Origin of the sequence: Longimicrobium sp. (genome assembly GCA_036377595.1) — a bacterium.
GTDB lineage: Bacteria > Gemmatimonadota > Gemmatimonadetes > Longimicrobiales > Longimicrobiaceae > Longimicrobium.
Window position 1 is genome coordinate 20,854 of sequence record DASUYB010000075.1, and the last position, 16,842, is coordinate 37,695.

General features: G+C 66.5%; 15 protein-coding genes. 14 read left to right on the forward strand and 1 reads right to left on the reverse strand.

Annotation, left to right across the window (positions count from 1 at the left end; all coding sequences use genetic code 11):
• Positions 1-50: 50 nt before the first annotated feature.
• From aroA to VF092_10780, 14 genes are all read left to right on the forward strand, one after another.
• Positions 51-1,346 (forward strand): 3-phosphoshikimate 1-carboxyvinyltransferase, encoded by a 1,296-nt coding sequence (gene aroA / locus VF092_10715; protein HEX6747752.1) that lies wholly within the window; start codon positions 51-53, stop codon positions 1,344-1,346.
• Positions 1,347-1,646: 300 nt separating this feature from the next.
• The gene (locus VF092_10720) at positions 1,647-2,816 is read left to right on the forward strand and encodes a serine hydrolase domain-containing protein (GenBank protein ID HEX6747753.1); all 1,170 of its coding nucleotides are present in this window, start codon (positions 1,647-1,649) and stop codon (positions 2,814-2,816) included.
• A gap of 249 nt (positions 2,817-3,065) precedes the next feature.
• Positions 3,066-3,764 (forward strand): (d)CMP kinase, encoded by a 699-nt coding sequence (gene cmk / locus VF092_10725; GenBank protein HEX6747754.1) that lies wholly within the window; start codon positions 3,066-3,068, stop codon positions 3,762-3,764.
• Positions 3,765-3,898: 134 nt separating this feature from the next.
• Complete coding sequence (locus VF092_10730; GenBank protein ID HEX6747755.1) at positions 3,899-5,872, forward strand: 30S ribosomal protein S1; 1,974 nt, start codon at positions 3,899-3,901, stop codon at positions 5,870-5,872.
• Between the two features lie 229 nt (positions 5,873-6,101).
• Positions 6,102-6,548, forward strand: a complete 447-nt coding sequence (locus VF092_10735; protein ID HEX6747756.1) for an energy transducer TonB — start codon at positions 6,102-6,104, stop codon at positions 6,546-6,548.
• 213 nt (positions 6,549-6,761) lie between these two features.
• On the forward strand, positions 6,762-7,199 hold the full coding sequence (locus tag VF092_10740; GenBank protein HEX6747757.1) for an energy transducer TonB: 438 nt from the start codon (positions 6,762-6,764) through the stop codon (positions 7,197-7,199).
• A 248-nt stretch (positions 7,200-7,447) separates the two neighbouring features.
• Positions 7,448-8,053 (forward strand): hypothetical protein, encoded by a 606-nt coding sequence (locus tag VF092_10745; GenBank protein ID HEX6747758.1) that lies wholly within the window; start codon positions 7,448-7,450, stop codon positions 8,051-8,053.
• Between the two features lie 261 nt (positions 8,054-8,314).
• Positions 8,315-9,865, forward strand: a complete 1,551-nt coding sequence (locus VF092_10750; GenBank protein ID HEX6747759.1) for an acyl-CoA carboxylase subunit beta — start codon at positions 8,315-8,317, stop codon at positions 9,863-9,865.
• A gap of 221 nt (positions 9,866-10,086) precedes the next feature.
• Positions 10,087-10,635 carry a DUF3990 domain-containing protein gene (locus tag VF092_10755; protein HEX6747760.1) on the forward strand — a complete coding sequence of 183 codons (549 nt, stop codon included), beginning with the start codon at positions 10,087-10,089 and terminating at the stop codon, positions 10,633-10,635.
• The gene (locus tag VF092_10760) at positions 10,617-10,958 is read left to right on the forward strand and encodes a hypothetical protein (GenBank protein HEX6747761.1); all 342 of its coding nucleotides are present in this window, start codon (positions 10,617-10,619) and stop codon (positions 10,956-10,958) included. Before VF092_10755 ends, VF092_10760 begins: the two co-directional genes overlap by 19 nt.
• A gap of 50 nt (positions 10,959-11,008) precedes the next feature.
• A complete protein-coding gene (locus tag VF092_10765) occupies positions 11,009-11,713 on the forward strand; it encodes a cyclase family protein (GenBank protein ID HEX6747762.1) in 705 nt (234 codons plus the stop codon).
• Positions 11,714-11,876: 163 nt separating this feature from the next.
• Positions 11,877-12,422, forward strand: coding sequence for a DinB family protein (locus VF092_10770; GenBank protein HEX6747763.1), 546 nt, complete (start codon positions 11,877-11,879; stop codon positions 12,420-12,422).
• Positions 12,423-12,511: 89 nt separating this feature from the next.
• Positions 12,512-13,072 (forward strand): dCMP deaminase family protein, encoded by a 561-nt coding sequence (locus tag VF092_10775; protein ID HEX6747764.1) that lies wholly within the window; start codon positions 12,512-12,514, stop codon positions 13,070-13,072.
• A gap of 125 nt (positions 13,073-13,197) precedes the next feature.
• Positions 13,198-14,886, forward strand: a complete 1,689-nt coding sequence (locus tag VF092_10780) for a DUF262 domain-containing protein (protein HEX6747765.1) — start codon at positions 13,198-13,200, stop codon at positions 14,884-14,886.
• Between the two features lie 211 nt (positions 14,887-15,097).
• On the opposite strand, the gene VF092_10785 is transcribed toward VF092_10780, so the two are convergent.
• On the reverse strand, positions 15,098-16,489 hold the full coding sequence (locus tag VF092_10785; GenBank protein ID HEX6747766.1) for a hypothetical protein: 1,392 nt from the start codon (positions 16,487-16,489) through the stop codon (positions 15,098-15,100).
• Positions 16,490-16,842: the final 353 nt, after the last annotated feature.

The following is a 16,842-nucleotide window of genomic DNA, read 5'->3' on the forward strand; positions in this document are numbered from 1 at the left end:
GAAGATACGTTTCGCCGCCGCACCCGGTCCACGATTTCGAACGCAGGCGAATGAGCCTCCGCATCTCGGGCGACGTCACCGTCCCCGGCGACAAGTCGATCACCCACCGCGCGCTGATGCTGGCCGCCGCGGCCGAGGGCGACAGCCGCCTCTCCGGCCTCCTCCCCGGCGAGGACTGCCGCAGCACCGCGTCCGTGCTCCGCGCGCTCGGCTGCGACGTCCCCGCGCCGCCGGACGACGCGGGCGAGATCGTCGTGCGCGGGCGGGGGATCGGCGCGTGGCGCGCGCCCGCGGAGCCGCTGGACTGCGGCAACAGCGGAACGACGTCCCGCTTGATGATGGGATGGCTCGCATCGCGCCCTTTCGCATCGGTGCTGACGGGGGATGCGTCGCTGCGCAGCCGCCCGATGCGGCGCATCACCGCGCCGCTGGCGGAGATGGGCGCGCGCTTCCGCGAGCTCGAGTCGCCCGACCGGCTGCCGATCGTGGTCGCCGGCGGCGCGCTGCACGGGATCGACTACGTCTCGCCGAAGGCGAGCGCGCAGATCAAGTCGGCGGTGCTGCTGGCGGGCGTGGGTGCGCGCGTCCCCGTCTCCGTCACCGAGCCCGTGCTCTCGCGCGACCACACGGAGCGGATGCTGTCCTCGCTCGGCGCGCCGGTGCGGACCGAGCAGGGGGGCGACGGCGTCCGCGCGGTGCTGGGGGCGTGGGACGCGCCGCTGCCGCCGCTCGATCTCCGCATCCCCGGCGATCCGTCGTCCGCGGCGTTCCTGGCGGCGCTGGCGCTGATGGCGGACGCGGGCGAGCTGCGCATCCGCGGCGTCCTCGCGAATCCCACGCGCACCGGCTTCTTCTCCATCGCCCGGTTGATGATGGGGCTGGTGAGCTGGGAGCGGGGCCGTGCCGCCGGCGGCGAGCCCGTGTCGGACCTCGTCGTCCGCCCGTCGCGGCTGAAGGCGGCGCAGATCGGCGCCGAAGACATCCCCGCCGCCATCGACGAGGTGCCGGTCCTCGCCGCGATGGCCACGCGCGCCGAGGGCGAGACGCGCATCACCGGCGCGGGCGAGCTGCGGGTGAAGGAGAGCGACCGCATCGCCGCCATCGTGGCCGCGATCCGCGCCATCGGCGGCGAGGCGGAGGAGCTGGCCGACGGCCTGGTCGTGTGCGGCTCCGACCGCCCGCTGCGGGGTACCGTCGCCACCCACGGCGACCACCGCATCGCCATGGCGTTCGGCGTGCTCGCCGTGCTCCCCGGCAACGACATCACGGTCGATGATCGCGATTGCGTCGCCGTGAGCTTCCCCGGCTTCTGGGAGACGATTTCCTCGCTCGTGCGGCAGTCCTGAGCGTTGCCGAAGTAAGCTGGGAGACGCGCGTCAGGGTGTCATCCTGAGGGCGCGGAGCAGTGAAGCTGCGTCCACCCGAACGTCTGCGCGCCCGAAGGATCTTGCATGGCGGGATGGATATCCGCGCGGAAGACGGGCCTGTCCGCAGGGCAAGTAGATCCTTCGGTCGGCGCCCAAACACCCGTGCGGTCGAGAGTTGGGGGCGGCGCCTCCCTCAGGATGACATCGAGAGATGTAATCCTTGGTCCTTGAACATCTTCTGAGCCACAGATGAAGCGTCACGCGATACGTCGATTATTCGTGAGATCCACGGTTTTCCCCGGCAGCGTGGCCATCGCCGTCGCGGTCTCCGCCGCATGCGCGCCGCGGCTCGCCCAGCCCGCGCCGGCGACGGATCGACTGACGGCGCGGTTGCAAGCGAAGCTCGATTCGCTGCACGCGACGGGGCACTTCCCCGGCGCCACGCTCGGCGTCGCGCTGCCGGACGGGCGCACGCTGGCGCTGAGCACGGGGCTGGCGGACAGCAGCGGCGTCGCCATGCGCCCGCGCGATCGCATGCTGGCGGGGAGCACGGGGAAGACGTTCGTCGCCGCCGTGGCGTTCCAGCTGGTGCGCGAGGGGAAGCTGGGGCTCGACCAGCCGATCTCGACCTGGCTGGGGACGGAGCCGTGGTTCGATCGCCTGCCCAACGCGCGGGCGATCACCGTGCGGATGCTGATGAACCACACCAGCGGCCTGGTGCGCTACGAGTTCAATCCGGCCTTCCTGCGCGACCTGAACGCGAGCCCGATGAAGCGCTGGACGCCCGCCGAGCGGATCTCGTATCTCCTCGGCACGCAGGCGCCGTTCGAGGCGGGGCGTGGATGGGACTACTCGGACACGAACTACATCGTGCTGGGCGCCATCATCGAGCGCATCACCGGCAGCACGCTGGAGCAGGAGATCCGCCGCCGCGTGCTGGAGCCGAATCGCTTCGCGGACGTGATCCCGTCCGACACCGTGGTCCTCCCCGGCGTGGTGCAGGGGTACGCGGGTCCGGACAACGACTTCGGCCACGAGCCGCGGATGATCCGCGACGGCCGCTTCATCGTGAACCCGCAGCTCGAGTGGGCGGGCGGGGGATACGCTACCTCGGCGTCCGACCTGGCGCGCTGGGCGGCGCTGCTGTGGGGCGGGAAGGAGATCCCGCAGGCGATGCTGGCGCAGGTGGTGGACGGCGTCGCCGCGCCCATGCTGGGTGCGGGGACGAAGTACGGGCTGGGCGTGATCGTGCGCGAAGGGCCGCTGGGCACCAGCTACGGCCACAGCGGCTTCTTCCCCGGCTACTTCACCGACGTGCGCTACTATCCGCGGCAGGACTTCGCCGTCGCGATGCAGGTGAACTCCAGCGCCCGCGGCGCGCTCACGAGGCCGCTCGGCGCGATGGTGGAGGATTTCGCGCGCATCGTCGCCGAGGAGCTGGGGCGGTAAACGGCGGGGGCTCGCTGGCGCTCGCGAGGCCCCTCATCCCCCCGACCCCCTTCTCCCGAACAGCACGGGAGAAGGGGGAGAACTGCAACGGCGTCGCGGCGTAAGTTGTTGTTGCAGTTACCTCTCCCAGGCTGTTTTGGGAGAGGTCGAAAAAGAGCGACGAGGCAGTTTTCGTCGCTCTTTTTCAGGTGAGGGCCCACGCTGGGTGAGGCCACGACGGGATTCAAGATCTACGGAAGATTCGATCGCATGACCGAAGGAAGACGGCACCCGGACGGGATCATCGTCGCGCTGGACGGGCCGGCGGGGTCGGGGAAGAGCTCCACCGCCAAGGCCGTGGCGGCGGCGCTGGGGTATCGCCACCTCGACTCCGGCGCCTTCTACCGCGCCATCACCTGGGCCGCGCTGCAGGCTGAAATCCCAGTCGAGACGTGGTGCGATCTCGCTCCCGCGCAGCTCGACGCGCTGGACGTGCACGGCCGCCCCGGCGGCGCGGGGTACACGCTCACCGTCGGCGGCGCCGAGGTGATGCAGGAGATCCGCTCGCCCGCGGTGAACGCGCACGTGTCGCAGATGGCCGCCGTCCCCGCCGTGCGCACCTGGCTGATGGGCGCGCTGCGCGAGGCCGGCGCGCGCGGCGGCCTGGTGGCCGACGGGCGAGACATCGGAACCGTGGTCTTCCCCGACGCCGAGCTCAAGGTCTACCTCGTCGCCGATCCCCGCGAGCGCGCGCGCCGGCGGCTGCTGGAGCAGGGCTTCTCATCCCCCTCTCCCGAGGACGTGGAGGCCGAGGCCGCGCGGCTGCAGGGGCGCGACGAGATCGACTCCACCCGCGCGGTGGCCCCGCTGGCCCGCGCCGCCGACGCGGTGGAGCTCGACACCACCGCGCTCGACTTCGCCCACCAGGTGGACGCGATCGTGCGCCTGGCGCGCGCCCGCGGGGGTTGACCGGGGCGAAAAGATTCCGTAAGTTTTTACGTTTCCCCGGGATACCGACCTCCCGGACCACCATTCACCCTCAACTCCCGTCCGCGGAAGCACTTGCGGCCCACCCGGCGGGACGTTCAGGAGATCCGTTCCACATGTCCGACCAGACCGAGCAGTTCACCCCCGAGCAGAACGACGAGGGAAGCGTGGCGGTGGCCGAGCGCCGCCCCATGTCGACCCAGGAGATCGCCGACAAGGCCCGCGCGCTGAACATCCGCGCCGACCTGTGGGACGAGGACGAGTACTCCGCCGAGGAGTACGAGGCCATGCTGGAGATGTACGACGACACCCTCACCAACATCGAGGAGGGTGAGATCGTCAAGGCGCGCGTGCTGCGCGTCACCGACAAGGCCGTGATCCTCGACCTGGGCTTCAAGAGCGAGGGCGCCGTCGCCCGCGACGAGTTCAAGGACCCCGACAACCTGCAGATCGGCGACGAGGTCGAGGTCTTCCTCGAGAACCTCGAGGACGAGGACGGCGTGGTCGTCCTCTCGAAGAAGAAGGCCGACTTCCTGCGCGTCTGGGAGAAGATCAAGGAAGCGCACGAGAGCGGCACCCCGGTGAAGGGCACCCTCACCCGCAAGATCAAGGGCGGCGTGACGGTGGACCTGATGGGCGTCGACGCCTTCCTGCCGGGCTCGCAGATCGCGCTCCGCCGCGTCCCCAACATCGAGGACCTGCTGGGCGAGACCTACGAGTTCAAGATCATCAAGCTGAACAAGCGCCGCCGCAACATCGTGGTCAGCCGCCGCGTGCTGCTCGAGGCCGACCGCGAGATCAAGCGCGACAAGCTGAAGAAGGAGCTCGAGGTCGGGCAGGTGCGCACCGGCGTGGTGAAGAACATCACCGACTTCGGCGCCTTCATCGACCTGGGCGGGATGGACGGCCTGCTGCACATCACCGACATGTCGTGGGGCCGCGTCGGCCACCCGAGCGAGGTGGTGTCGATCGGCGCCGAGCTCGAGGTCAAGGTCCTGGACATCGACTGGGAGCGCGAGCGCCTGTCGCTGGGCCTCAAGCAGCTCCAGGAGTACCCCTGGAAGGACGTCGAGAAGAAGTACCCCGTGGGCGCCCGCGTCCGCGGCAAGGTGGTGTCGATCACCAACTACGGCGCCTTCGTGGAGCTGGAGAAGGGCGTCGAGGGCCTGGTCCACATCTCGGAGATGAGCTGGACGCGCAACGTCCGGCACCCGTCGAAGATCGTCTCGCTGGGCGAGGAGATCGAGGCGGTGATCCTGAAGGTGGACCCCGAGGGCGAGAAGATCTCCCTCGGCATGAAGCAGATCGAGGAGGACCCCTGGCACGCGCTGCCGGTGAAGTACCCGACCGGCACGCGCCTGACCGGCAAGGTCCGCAACCTCACCAGCTTCGGCGCCTTCGTCGAGATCGAGCCCGGCATCGACGGCCTGGTGCACATCTCCGACATGAGCTGGACCAAGCGGATCCAGCACCCGTCGGAGGTGGTGAAGAAGGGCGACGACGTGGAGGTGGTGATCCTCGCGGTCGACGCCGAGAACAAGAGGATCAGCCTGGGCCTCAAGCAGACCCAGGACGACCCGTGGGACTACCTGGCCACGCAGTTCCACGTGGGCCAGGAGATCAACGGCCGCATCACGCGCCTGCAGGACAAGGGCGTGGCGGTGGACCTGGGCAACGACGTCGAGGGCTTCGTCCCCGTGTCGCAGCTGGGCGTCACCGGGCTGCAGAACCCCGCCGACGTGTTCGTCGAGGGTGACGAGCTGGAGATGCGGGTGACCGAGGTCGACGCCGGCAACCGCCGGATCGTGCTGGAGGTGACGCGCGTGCCCAAGTTCGAGGGCGGCGAGCCGATCTTCCGCACGCAGGGCGAGGCGGTGGAGCCCGAGGCTCCCGCCGCCGCGCCCGAGGCCGACGCGCCGGAGGCCCCCGAGGCCGAGGCCGCGGCGAGCGCTCCCGAGGCCGAGACTTCGGAGAGCGCTCCGGAGGCCGACGCTGCGGCGAACGCCCCCGAGGCCGCCGCGCCCGAGGAGGCTCCGGCCTCCGAGACCGCGCCCGAGGAGGCGCCGGTCGCGGAGCCCGAGGAGGGCTGAGCCTTCCGCGGGTCGGCTGGATCGACGAGGGGTGGAGAGCGAAAGCTCTCCACCCCTTTTTCGCGTCCGCCATCGCTCGCGACGATGCGAGTGAACTCGCGGCTACGACGACACGCAGTCCGCCTTCGCGGACTCCATCAGCGCAATTCGGGGCTGGATCGCCGAATCGTGCGCGAGTAGCTTGGTCGCATTCCTCCGCCGTTATCCCGAATCTCCATTCAATCCTCCGATGCGCCGCATTCTCATCACCGCCGCCGCCGGGCTGGCGCTCGTTGCTTCGCGAGCGCCGGCGCAGAGCGCCGCCGCCGATTCCGCCGCGGCCGATTCGGTGCCGACGGTGGAATTCGAGCAGATGAATCCGAAGCCACGGCTACGGAACTGGCCGCACGTCCGCATGGTCATGGGCAACGAGATGCGGCGGGTGATTCGCGGCCCCGACCAGCAGTGGCGGGTCGACGTGGGGGTGATCATCGAGCCGGACGGGACGCCGTCCACCCTTGTCGTCGCCCGCTCCAGCGGAAACGCGGCGGTGGACAGCGCCGCGTTGGCGGTCATGCGCGCGAGCCGGTACACGCCTCCGCGGCAGGACGGCCATCCCGTCCGCGTCCGCGGCATCCTGCCGGTCACCTTCGAGTCGCAGCCCTCCGCCGCCGACGCACGACCATATCCGCGCTAGTCGAAGCTCGTCTTCATCTTCTCTTAATGAAATCTGTAAGTCGATAGAACCACATGGGTTTGTCGTCGCTGCCACCTGGCCCTGGCGTGCAGCGACGGGACTCGGGGATACAGATGTTTGAACCTCAGCGGGTGAATCACTCGTCTTACTCGTCGTAGGCGTTACGCGATGCCGCTCGGTGGAGCGGCGCCAACCCCGATCTACGACAGAGCCATGATCAACTCCTCGCCGCTGCAGGCGATTCGCGGGGCCGGCCGCATGGTCGCGCTGGCCGGTACCTTCGCCCTGGCGTTTGCCGCCTCCCCCGTGCACGCGCAGATGGCGCCGCTCGACAAGCGCATCTGGGACGCCGAGCAGGTGACGCAGAAGCCCGTCCTCGTCAACGCGCAGGCCGTGGGGCGGATGATCTCCCACAGCTATCCGCGGCAGCTCCTCGACTCCGGCGTCCCGGGGATGGTGACGCTCGAGTTGACGCTGGGGACGAACGGCCAGGTGGAGCAGGTGGCGGTGGTCGACGCATCCCGCCGCGAGTTCGGCGACGTGGCGCGCGGCCTCGCCCGGGCGATGCGCTTCACGCCGGCGAAGGTGGATGGCGAGGTGGTGCGCTCGCGCGTGACGGTGCCGGTGGAGTTCATGCTGGTGTCGTACTGACCGCATCCGCGGTGACGAAGAGGCGGGCGTGCCGGGAAGGCGCGCCCGCCTCTTTCAGTTGTTCATAGCACCAATCATTTCTCTTGTGTTGCACTCGTTTCACAACCGATATTCGTCCCAGTTAGGCCATGAGGAATACCATCCTGTCAGGTCATCGCCAGTGTATCTGTCGCAGGGAAGATGGATGTTGATCGCTTACGAAAACCCAGCACGCTCAGTCCCGGAGTTCCCATAACGAGAGGTGCCTTATGGCAGAGCCCAAGAATGTTCCTTGGCCGGTTTGGGCCGTCGTTACGGTGATTGTCGCCGCGATTCCCGTATACGCGAGTTTGTCTGGCGGTGACCCAAAGGAGACGGAACCAGCTGATGTTCTGGTGACGACCTATGGTCCCGAGGTAAAAGCGGCAATTCAGCGGTCCTTCTCGATCGGTACAGTTGCCTACCTGAATTCCGATACGCTTCTCCTTTCACAGATCTTTTCGGGCGAGGCGCTCCGAACCACGGTCGGCGAGGTTCTGAGGTTCAGGTCTGCTCATGTCCGCCTCAAGCGGCAGATCGGTCGAGTCGTATTTGGACCGATGTCGTTCACGCGCGATCCACTCCGTGCAGAAGTCCGCGTCACACGTACAATGAAGGGGCAATTCGAGCAGATCGACTCCGGTGTATGCACCGAAGCCCTGCCTACCGTGACGCAGGAACAAACGTACTACCTGGAACGGATCGACAACGCCTGGATGATTTACTCCGTGGTAGCTCACACCCAGTCGCCGATCACGGTGCCTTGTCCTGTTGTCAGCGGACGAACAGCGCTGGACGTCTCAGGACAGCTGCCAGCGACCCAGCCGCCGAAGTAAGCGAAAGGGGAGCGAGCACGGGTCAGCGCCGAGGGGTGCGTTGACCGACCACGGTGGGCGGAACCGGCACCGCTTCCAACCACCCTCAGAGCTTCTGATCGTTCGAGACCGAGATTCGGGCGTGCCGGGAAGGTGCGCCCGTCTCCGCTTTGTCCTTCACCTCCATCGCCTCCCGGACTTTCGTCCCGTCGCACTCGGCTTAGATTCCCGCGCTTCGATTCCGATCCGAAGACACGAGAAAACCGAACCGGGACGCGCCCGATGTCGATGCGGGAAAAGCTGGAGCACTTGGACGAGCTGCGCCGCCAGGCCGAGATGGGCGGCGGCGAGAAGCGCATCAGGCAGCAGCACGAGCGCGGCAAGCTGACCGCGCGCGAGCGGCTGGACGTGCTGCTGGACGAAGGGAGCTTCGTGGAGCTCGACCGCTTCGTGGTGCACCGCGCCACCGACTTCGGGCTGGCCAACGAGAAGTACCTGGGCGACGGCGTGGTCACCGGCTACGGGACGATCCACGGGCGCCTGGTCTACGTCTTCTCGCAGGACTTCACCGTGTTCGGCGGCTCGCTCAGCGAGGCGCACGCGGAGAAGGTCGTGAAGATCATGGACCTGGCGCTGAAGAACGGCGCGCCGGTGATCGGACTGAACGACTCGGGCGGCGCGCGCATCCAGGAAGGCGTGGTCTCCCTCGGCGGCTACGCCGACATCTTCCTGCGCAACACGCTCGCGTCCGGCGTGATCCCCCAGGTCAGCGCCATCCTGGGCCCGTGCGCGGGCGGCGCGGTGTACTCGCCCGCCATCACCGACTTCATCTACATGGTGCAGGGGACGAGCTACATGTTCGTCACCGGGCCCAACGTGGTGAAGACGGTGACGCACGAGGACGTGACGATGGAGGAGCTGGGCGGCGCCGCCACGCACGCGGCCAGGAGCGGCGTGGCGCACTTCGCGGTGAAGAGCGAGGTGGAGTGCCTGCACCGCATCCGCCACCTCTTCGAGTTCATCCCGCAGAACAACGCCGAGGACCCGCCCTTCAAGCCGACGGACGATCCCGCGGACCGGGCCGACGAGGAGCTGCTCGACGTCGTTCCCGACAACCCCAACAAGCCGTACGACATGCACGACGTCATCCGCCGCGTGGTGGACGACGGCGAGTTCTACGAGGTGCACGCCGACTACGCGGGGAACATCCTCTGCGGCTTCGCGCACGTGGGCGGGCGGTCGATCGGCATCGTGGCCAACCAGCCGGCCGTCCTGGCGGGCGTCCTGGACATCGACGCGAGCGTGAAGGCGGCGCGCTTCGTCCGCTTCTGCGACGCGTTCAACGTGCCGCTGCTGACCTTCGAGGACGTCCCCGGCTTCCTCCCGGGCGTGGCGCAGGAGCACGGGGGGATCATCCGCCACGGCGCCAAGCTGCTCTACGCCTTCTGCGAGGCCACGGTGCCGAAGGTCACCATCATCACCCGCAAGGCCTACGGCGGGGCGTACGACGTGATGAGCTCCAAGCACATCCGTGGCGACGTGAACTATGCGTGGCCCACGGCGGAGATCGCCGTCATGGGCGCCAAGGGCGCGGTGGAGATCCTGTACCGCCGCGAGATCGGCGCGGCCGCGGACCCCGCGGCCGAGGCGGCGGGGAAGCAGAAGGAGTACGAGGACCGCTTCGCCAACCCGTTCGCGGCCGCCGCGCGCGGCTACGTGGACGACGTCATCGACCCGCGCGAGACGCGCGCGCGCGTGGTCAGCGCCTTCGAGATGCTCCGCAACAAGCGCGATTCCAACCCGCCGAAGAAGCACGGTAACATCCCGCTGTAGCAGCACATCCGGAATACCTGAAGAGGCGCGGCGGACGCGGAGGATCTTCCTCCCGTTCGCCGCGTTTCGCGTAAAGATCTCGCGGATATCTGTGACGCCGGTGGCCGCTTTCACGCGTAAAGGGCGAAAAGGGTTGATATCCGGTCTGCGGGGTGGCAGCTTTGTAGAAAAGCGACAGGCGACGAGACAGACGTACGGGGCAGTATGGGGGAGGAGGAGAGATGGAGCAGCAGAGTAGAAGCCGGATGCTCTATCCGCCTGCGCGGTGGAGGAACCCGGTCATCCGGTTGTACCATGGGACGACTGCGGACGCCGCGCGTGAGATCGTCCAGAGCGGCATAGCCATCTCCCGGGGTCGTGACGAGCGAGACTTCGGGCGCGGCTTCTACACGACGACACTTCAGCGTCAGGCGAGGAACTGGGCATTCGAGGTCGCCCGCGAAAGCGGTCGGACCAGGTCGGCGGCGGTGGTTCAGCTTGATCTCGCTCGCGAGTCGCTGGCTTCCCTCGCGACGCTGATGTTCGTGCGTGGGGATTTCCACGCTGCGGATTATTGGAGCTTCGTGGTCCACTGCCGTAACGGTGCGGTGGACCACGGCCGAACGAGCCATGCGGACGGCCTGTACGACGTCGTAGTCGGTCCGATCGCTGCGTTCTGGAAACAGCGCGCTGCGATGTCGGACTCCGACCAGATCAGCTTCCACACCGAGGCGGCAGAGGCCGCACTGAACTCCAGCGCGCGCGTGATCTCATGGACAGCAAGCCGCTGAAAGACGCCTACTGGGAAATCGTTGCCGACTGCCTGCGCGTGTTCCACGGCTACGCCCCGCAGGCGGCGCGTGCCGCGGCGCGTGCCCTGAGGGAGCAGGTTGAACCGCCCGTGGACCCTTTCCCGGGCTACATGCGCGACAGCTTCTACAACCGGGAACCCTTCAACGTCGCGTGTGGCATTGCGGGGCACGACCTCGAGTTGAGGGACCATGCCGACGTCTACATGCCCATGATGGACGACCGGTACGCCCCGGCCGAACGCATCGTGTTCGCCAACGGTCCTCCGAGGCTGGGTTTGCTCCTGGACGGGCAGATCCTGTAGGTCCGGGATGCTTCGCCATCATCGGCCGCGGGGACCAGGGGGAAGGGGAGATGAGCGAAACGTGGGAGGCGGGCACTGCGCGGCTGATCGATCTCAGCCACACCATCGAGCACGGGATGGTGACGCTGAAGGGGTATCCCGCGCCGATCATCTGCGACTACCTGAGCCGCGAGGCGTCGCGGGCGGTATACGCCGAGGGAACGGAGTTCCACATCGGCCGGATCGACATGATCGCGAACACCGGCACCTACGTGGACAGCCCGTTCCACCGCTACGCCGACGGGAAGGACCTGTCCGAGCTACCGCTGGAGTCGCTCGCCAACCTCGACGCCGTCGTCGTTCGCGCCACGCAGCGCGCCGGCCGCGCGGTGGATGTGGAGGCGTTCGCCGGAGTGGAGGTGGCGGGGAAGGCGGTGCTGGTGCACACCGGCCATGCGCGGCACTGGGGGACGGACGCGTACTTCGAGGGCCATCCCTTCCTCACCCGCGCGGCGGCCGAGCACCTGCGCGATTCCGGCGCCGGGTTCGTCGGCATCGACACGCTCAACATCGACGACATGGACGACGGGACGCGGCCGGTGCACAGCACGCTGCTGCGCGCCGACATCCCCATCTGCGAGCACATGCGCGGGCTGGAACTGGTGCCGGACTCCGGCTTCCGCTTCTTCGCCGTCCCCGTGAAGGTGAAGGCGTTCGGCACCTTCCCGGTGCGCGCCTTCGCCCTGCTGGACCGACCGCAGGTGTTCTCAGTGTAATAGTGCAATCAGTGATTGCACTATTCACGTCCCCGCTAGGGGTTCGATGGACCAGCGCGGACTGCGCTCGACGGTCCGGCGGAGCCATCGCTCGATGCACCGCGATGGCTTATCGTTCCCCTCGCATCCGCAAGCCGATCCACCCCCTCCGACGAGCCCGACGATGACGACGACCGCCGCCGCACCCGTGGTCGAGCGCCCCGCGCCCGACGAGCATGCGCCGTACTACTCGAAGTACACCGACCTTGTCCCCGACGGCGACGTGGTGGAGCACATGGACCGCCAGGCGCGCGAGACGATCGCGTTCCTGCGCGGCATCCCCTCGGATCTCCACGACCATCGCTACGCCGAGGGGAAGTGGAGCATCAAGGAGGTGATCGGCCACATCGCCGACGCCGAGCGCATCTTCGCGTACCGCGCGCTGCGGATCGCGCGGGGCGACCAGACGCCGCTGGCCAGCTTCGACGAGAACCTGTACGTGCCCGCCGGCGAGTTCGGCGCGCGCGCCTACGGCTCGCTGGTGGACGAGTTGGAGAGCGTCCGCCGCGCCACGCTGGCGTTCTTCCGCTCGCTGACGCCCGAGCAGGCGCGGCGGCGCGGGGTCGCGAGCAGCAACGAGGTTTCCGTGCGCGCCATCGCGTACATCATCGCGGGGCACGTCGACCACCACGTGCGCATCCTGCGCGAGCGCTATCTCGGCCAGTCGTGACGATCGTCCGCCCGCGCTGGCGGTCGCCGGCGCGGGCGCATCTCGCATCTCCCTTCCGTTCATCTCCATCTCCCTCCACCACGCGAGCCATGCCTGAGCACCGGCGGCCGGGGACGCACGAGTACTTCATGGGGATCGCGCTGGCGGTGCGCAGCCGGGCGGACTGCACCGGCAACCGTGTGGGCGCGGTAATCGTGAAGGACCGGCGCATCGTGAGCACCGGCTACAACGGCACGCCCGAGAACATGCCCAACTGCAGCGAGGGCGGCTGCCACCGCTGCGCGCATCGCGAGCAGTACGCAAGCGGCACGGGCTACGACCTGTGCATCTGCGTGCACGCCGAGCAGAACGCGCTGCTGGCGGCGGCGCGCTTCGGGATCGCGGTGGAGGGGTCAACGGTCTATACGACCATGCGCCCGTGCTTCGGCTGCACCAAGGAGTTGCTGCAGGCGCACGTGGAGGCCGTGTGGTTCCTGCACGACTGGGTGCATCCCGATCCGCACTACCAGGCCGAGTACGAGCGCCTGCAGGGCCGCTTCCCCGAAGGCATCCGCCACCTGGAGATGGAGGATCCGGACGCGGAGTGGGCCATCACGTCGCGGCGTGTAGCGGCGGGGAGGCCGGACGAGACGGGGCACGGGGCGGCGTGAGGGTTTGAATTCGCATCGTGAACCCCAGCTGTTACGATCTACGGCGCTCGCCGGGTGAGGGGCTTCTGTGTATTTTATCCTGCCCCTATGATCGTTTCTTTCCTCATCAGGATCCAAGCGCGCCTATGCCGGCTCTCTACAATCCAGAAAAGCGGACCATTGGTCAGCTGCTCACGATGACGAATCCTCCGATTGTAGTTCCGCAGTGGCAACGGAACTACAGTTGGACCGTTTCGGAAGTCGAAACATTTTGGAAAGATTTACTGGGCTTTGACCGTCTTTATCCAGATAATAACATCGAAGATCAAGAGTATTTTCTTGGCTCGCTCGTAATTGTTGATCAGAACACAACGCACTTGCTCCTTGACGGCCAGCAGCGCCTCGCGACCGCCGCAATCCTGTTATCGGTAATTCGCGACTTTCTCGCACGTTACAGCAAGGATGCAGCGCTCCGGACATCCACGCGGTATTTGATGGATTATGATGATGCCCAGAATCGGAACATCTACAAGTTGACCCTAAACAGGTACGATCGGGACTTCTTTCGGCGAGAAATCCTTGAGTACCGCGATGCGGACTACGTAGCTCCGAATCCACAACTCGAATCACATCGGCTTATCCGCAAGGCGCGGGAATTCTTCGAAAAGCAATTTCAGCAGCATTATGACCAGTTGCGGGATGGAGAGGCCGCGCAGCGATGGGCACTTCGCATCCAAAAGGTCCTGATCCATCATCTATCTGTGGTGGCCGTTTTCTCGACTGATGAGGAGAACGCATCGACGGTTTTTGAAACCTTGAACGATAGAGGGATTGGGCTGTCTACACCCGATCTCGTTCGGAATCTACTGCTTCGGCGCGCCGCGGAGCATCAGCGCGACGAGATCATCGAGCTTTGGAGAGTTGTGCTCGAGATTGAAGCCGATGCGAAGCTCAACACATTCCTACGGCACTATTGGATCTCTCGCGAGGGCGATGTCAAGAGTCAGAGTCTTTACCGAGAGATGCGTGATGCCGTTATCGATCAAAACATTGACAGTTTGGCGCTATCACGGCAGTTACACGATTCGTCGCTTGTGTATCGTGATATCGTGAATGCAAAGGATGATGATGAAGATGTTCGTGCCATGCTGGCTGACGTGAACGCACTTGGCGCGACGATGTTGTATCCAGCAATCATGAGCGCCAATGAGCGACTTGAGCCGGGTGATTTCAAGATGGTGCTCCGCGCTCTTCTTGTTACGTTCGTTCGCCATAGCGTCATCGGCGGCTTGGATAATAGCCAACTTGAGACTGTGGTTTACGAGATCTCGCGCAGGTTGGATGATGATCTCACACCAGCCGCTGCAGTCGCTTGGCTTCGTGATTTTGCTCCGGACGATGAGTTGTTGATCCGAATGTTCGAGGGCGCGAGCCTGCCCAAGACAGCTTTCGCCCGGTACGTATTGAAGGAGATCGAACTGCTCCTCCGAGAAACCGAGGAACTCACTGTGGCCACACCGAGCCGAGTGCACGTAGAACACGTCTATCCGCAAAATCCACCAGCAGATCGACGGTGGGAGAACCATTTCTCTGCGTTAAACCGAATTGGGAACCTCACGTTACTCGCGCGAAGCCTAAACACCGCGATCCGGAATGCAGACTTTCCAACGAAGAAGCCAAGGTATCAAGAGTCTAACCTTCTCGTTACGCGAGACTTGCTGAATTATGAAGAATGGAACTGGGACACCGTGCAGGAACGTCAGAAGCGTCTAGCTTCGTTCGCTCCTGAGATTTGGCGGTATCCTGATATAGAACAGCCCGGCCAAGCTGAATAAGGAAAGACCGGCTCGCGAGACCCGCGGGCCGGTTGTCGTTTGGGGGTCTTCCAAATCGGCCGGTGCGTAAGACGGAAGCGAGCGTGTTCAACAAGATCCTGGTTGCCAACCGCGGCGAGATCGCGCTGCGGGTGATCCGCGCGGCACACGAGCTGGGCGTCACGGGGGTGGCCGTGTACTCAAAGCCGGGGGAGGATGCCGGGGCAGGGAATCAGCGTGCGCGTCCGGAACGGAAAAGGAGCTGCAGCCCGGCGAACACGCCCAGCAGGGCCACCACCACGCCCACCAGCACGAGCGACCGCGTGGTCATGCTCGGGATCAGGTGGTGCTCGTCGCTTTCCAGGAAGGTATAGGAATCGGCCAGGATGCTGATGAAGGTGAGGTTGGTGAGCACCAGCAGCACCGCGTTCAGCCGCCGCTGCTGGCGCTCGTCCTGCGCGGCGCGGGCGGACTCCTCGGCTGCGGTCTCGGCGCTCTGCACGTTGTAGAGGATGTCGCAGCGGTCCTGGATCAGGCGGTGCTTCGCCGCGATCCGGGCATTCGCCTCGAACAGCGCGAAGTAGGCCTGGTCCTCGCCCGACTGGGTGATGGGGGCGAAGCTGGTCAGCCCCACCACGGCCAGCGCCACGGTGCGCAGCCGGTTCAGCGCGCGGGTGTCGAGCCCGCCCGCCTCGTCTCTCAGGAAGGCGCCCGCCTTCTCGATCGTCTCCGCCAGCACGAGGTTCTCGTATGCCTCGCAGGTGCCCAGGAAGGTGTGGGCGATGCGGATGCACTCGAGGATCCGCTCCATCTCGTCGCGGGGCTCGTCGATGCGGTTCTCGGCCGGGCGAGGCTCGACGACGCACGCCGACCAGTTGTAGTGCAGCGTCCCGTGGTATTCGAACACCACCGGCACGAAGCGCTCGCCCCCCGCGCCGGGCGTGGCGAGCGGCTCGACCGCGCGGAGCACCGCGTCGGGCCGGTCCGAGGGATCGATGCACAGCGCGACCGGCGTGAAGCCGGTGATCAGGTGCCACTCCTCGTACCCGCTCTCGTCGGCGGGCGTCTTCGGCTCCGGCCGCCGGGTGAGCGTCTGCAGGCGTTTGAGTGCCTGGCCGCCGGCGCCCCGCGCCTCCTCGTCCAGCTTCTCGCGCGCGAACGCAACGAGCGCCGACGAGATCGCCGGCATGTACGCCGCGTATTCGAAGCAGCGGTGGACGGCGCGAAGGAAAGGGAGCGGGATCGTGGGCCCGAGCTCCAGGTCCAGGAACGCGGTGCCGATCGCGAAGAGGGTAACGTCGCAGCGGGCGATCTCGACGTCCTCGACCGCCGCGCGCGCTTGGGCAAGAAAGCGCTTGCGACGAGTCTCGTTCTCCTCGGGGAGGGCGGACTCGGCCAGAAAGCCGAGCTCCATGTCCGGATCTTCGACCTTGGCCACGGCCTCCGCGCGCCAGACCTCCAGGATGCGCGGGCGCTCCGTGGCCAGGTTGAAGCGCACGCCTTCGCCGAGGGCGTTCCAGATTCCCACCTTGCGAATGTCCGGGACGGCGCTCTTGCGGAAGAAGCTGTCGTCGAGGCCGTAGGTGGCGCCGACGTCGAAGTAGCACTGAAGGCAGAGGCGCATTGTCGGGTCGCTCCGGGAGAGAGCGGAAGACGGCCATCACGCAAGTAGGTCGTCCGCATCGGCGCGAGCAAGCCTTTTCATCCCACGCTCCGGAATCGCGGTCGAGCTTCCGGAGAAGGGGACGCGGAGAACCCTCGCCGGCTCGCGAAACCCGCGGGCCGGTTGTAGTTTGCGCGCCTTCCCAACCGGCCGGTGGATGACGACCAATCCGGATGGAGATCGGGTGCGTTTTACCGAAAGCGCGTGCTGAGTCGGCGATAGATCCTTCGGCCTGCAAGCTCCTGTGCAGACGCTGATTACGGTCTGGCCGGCCTCAGGATGACGTCGGTTCGGGGTTCAGCATGGATGCCGCA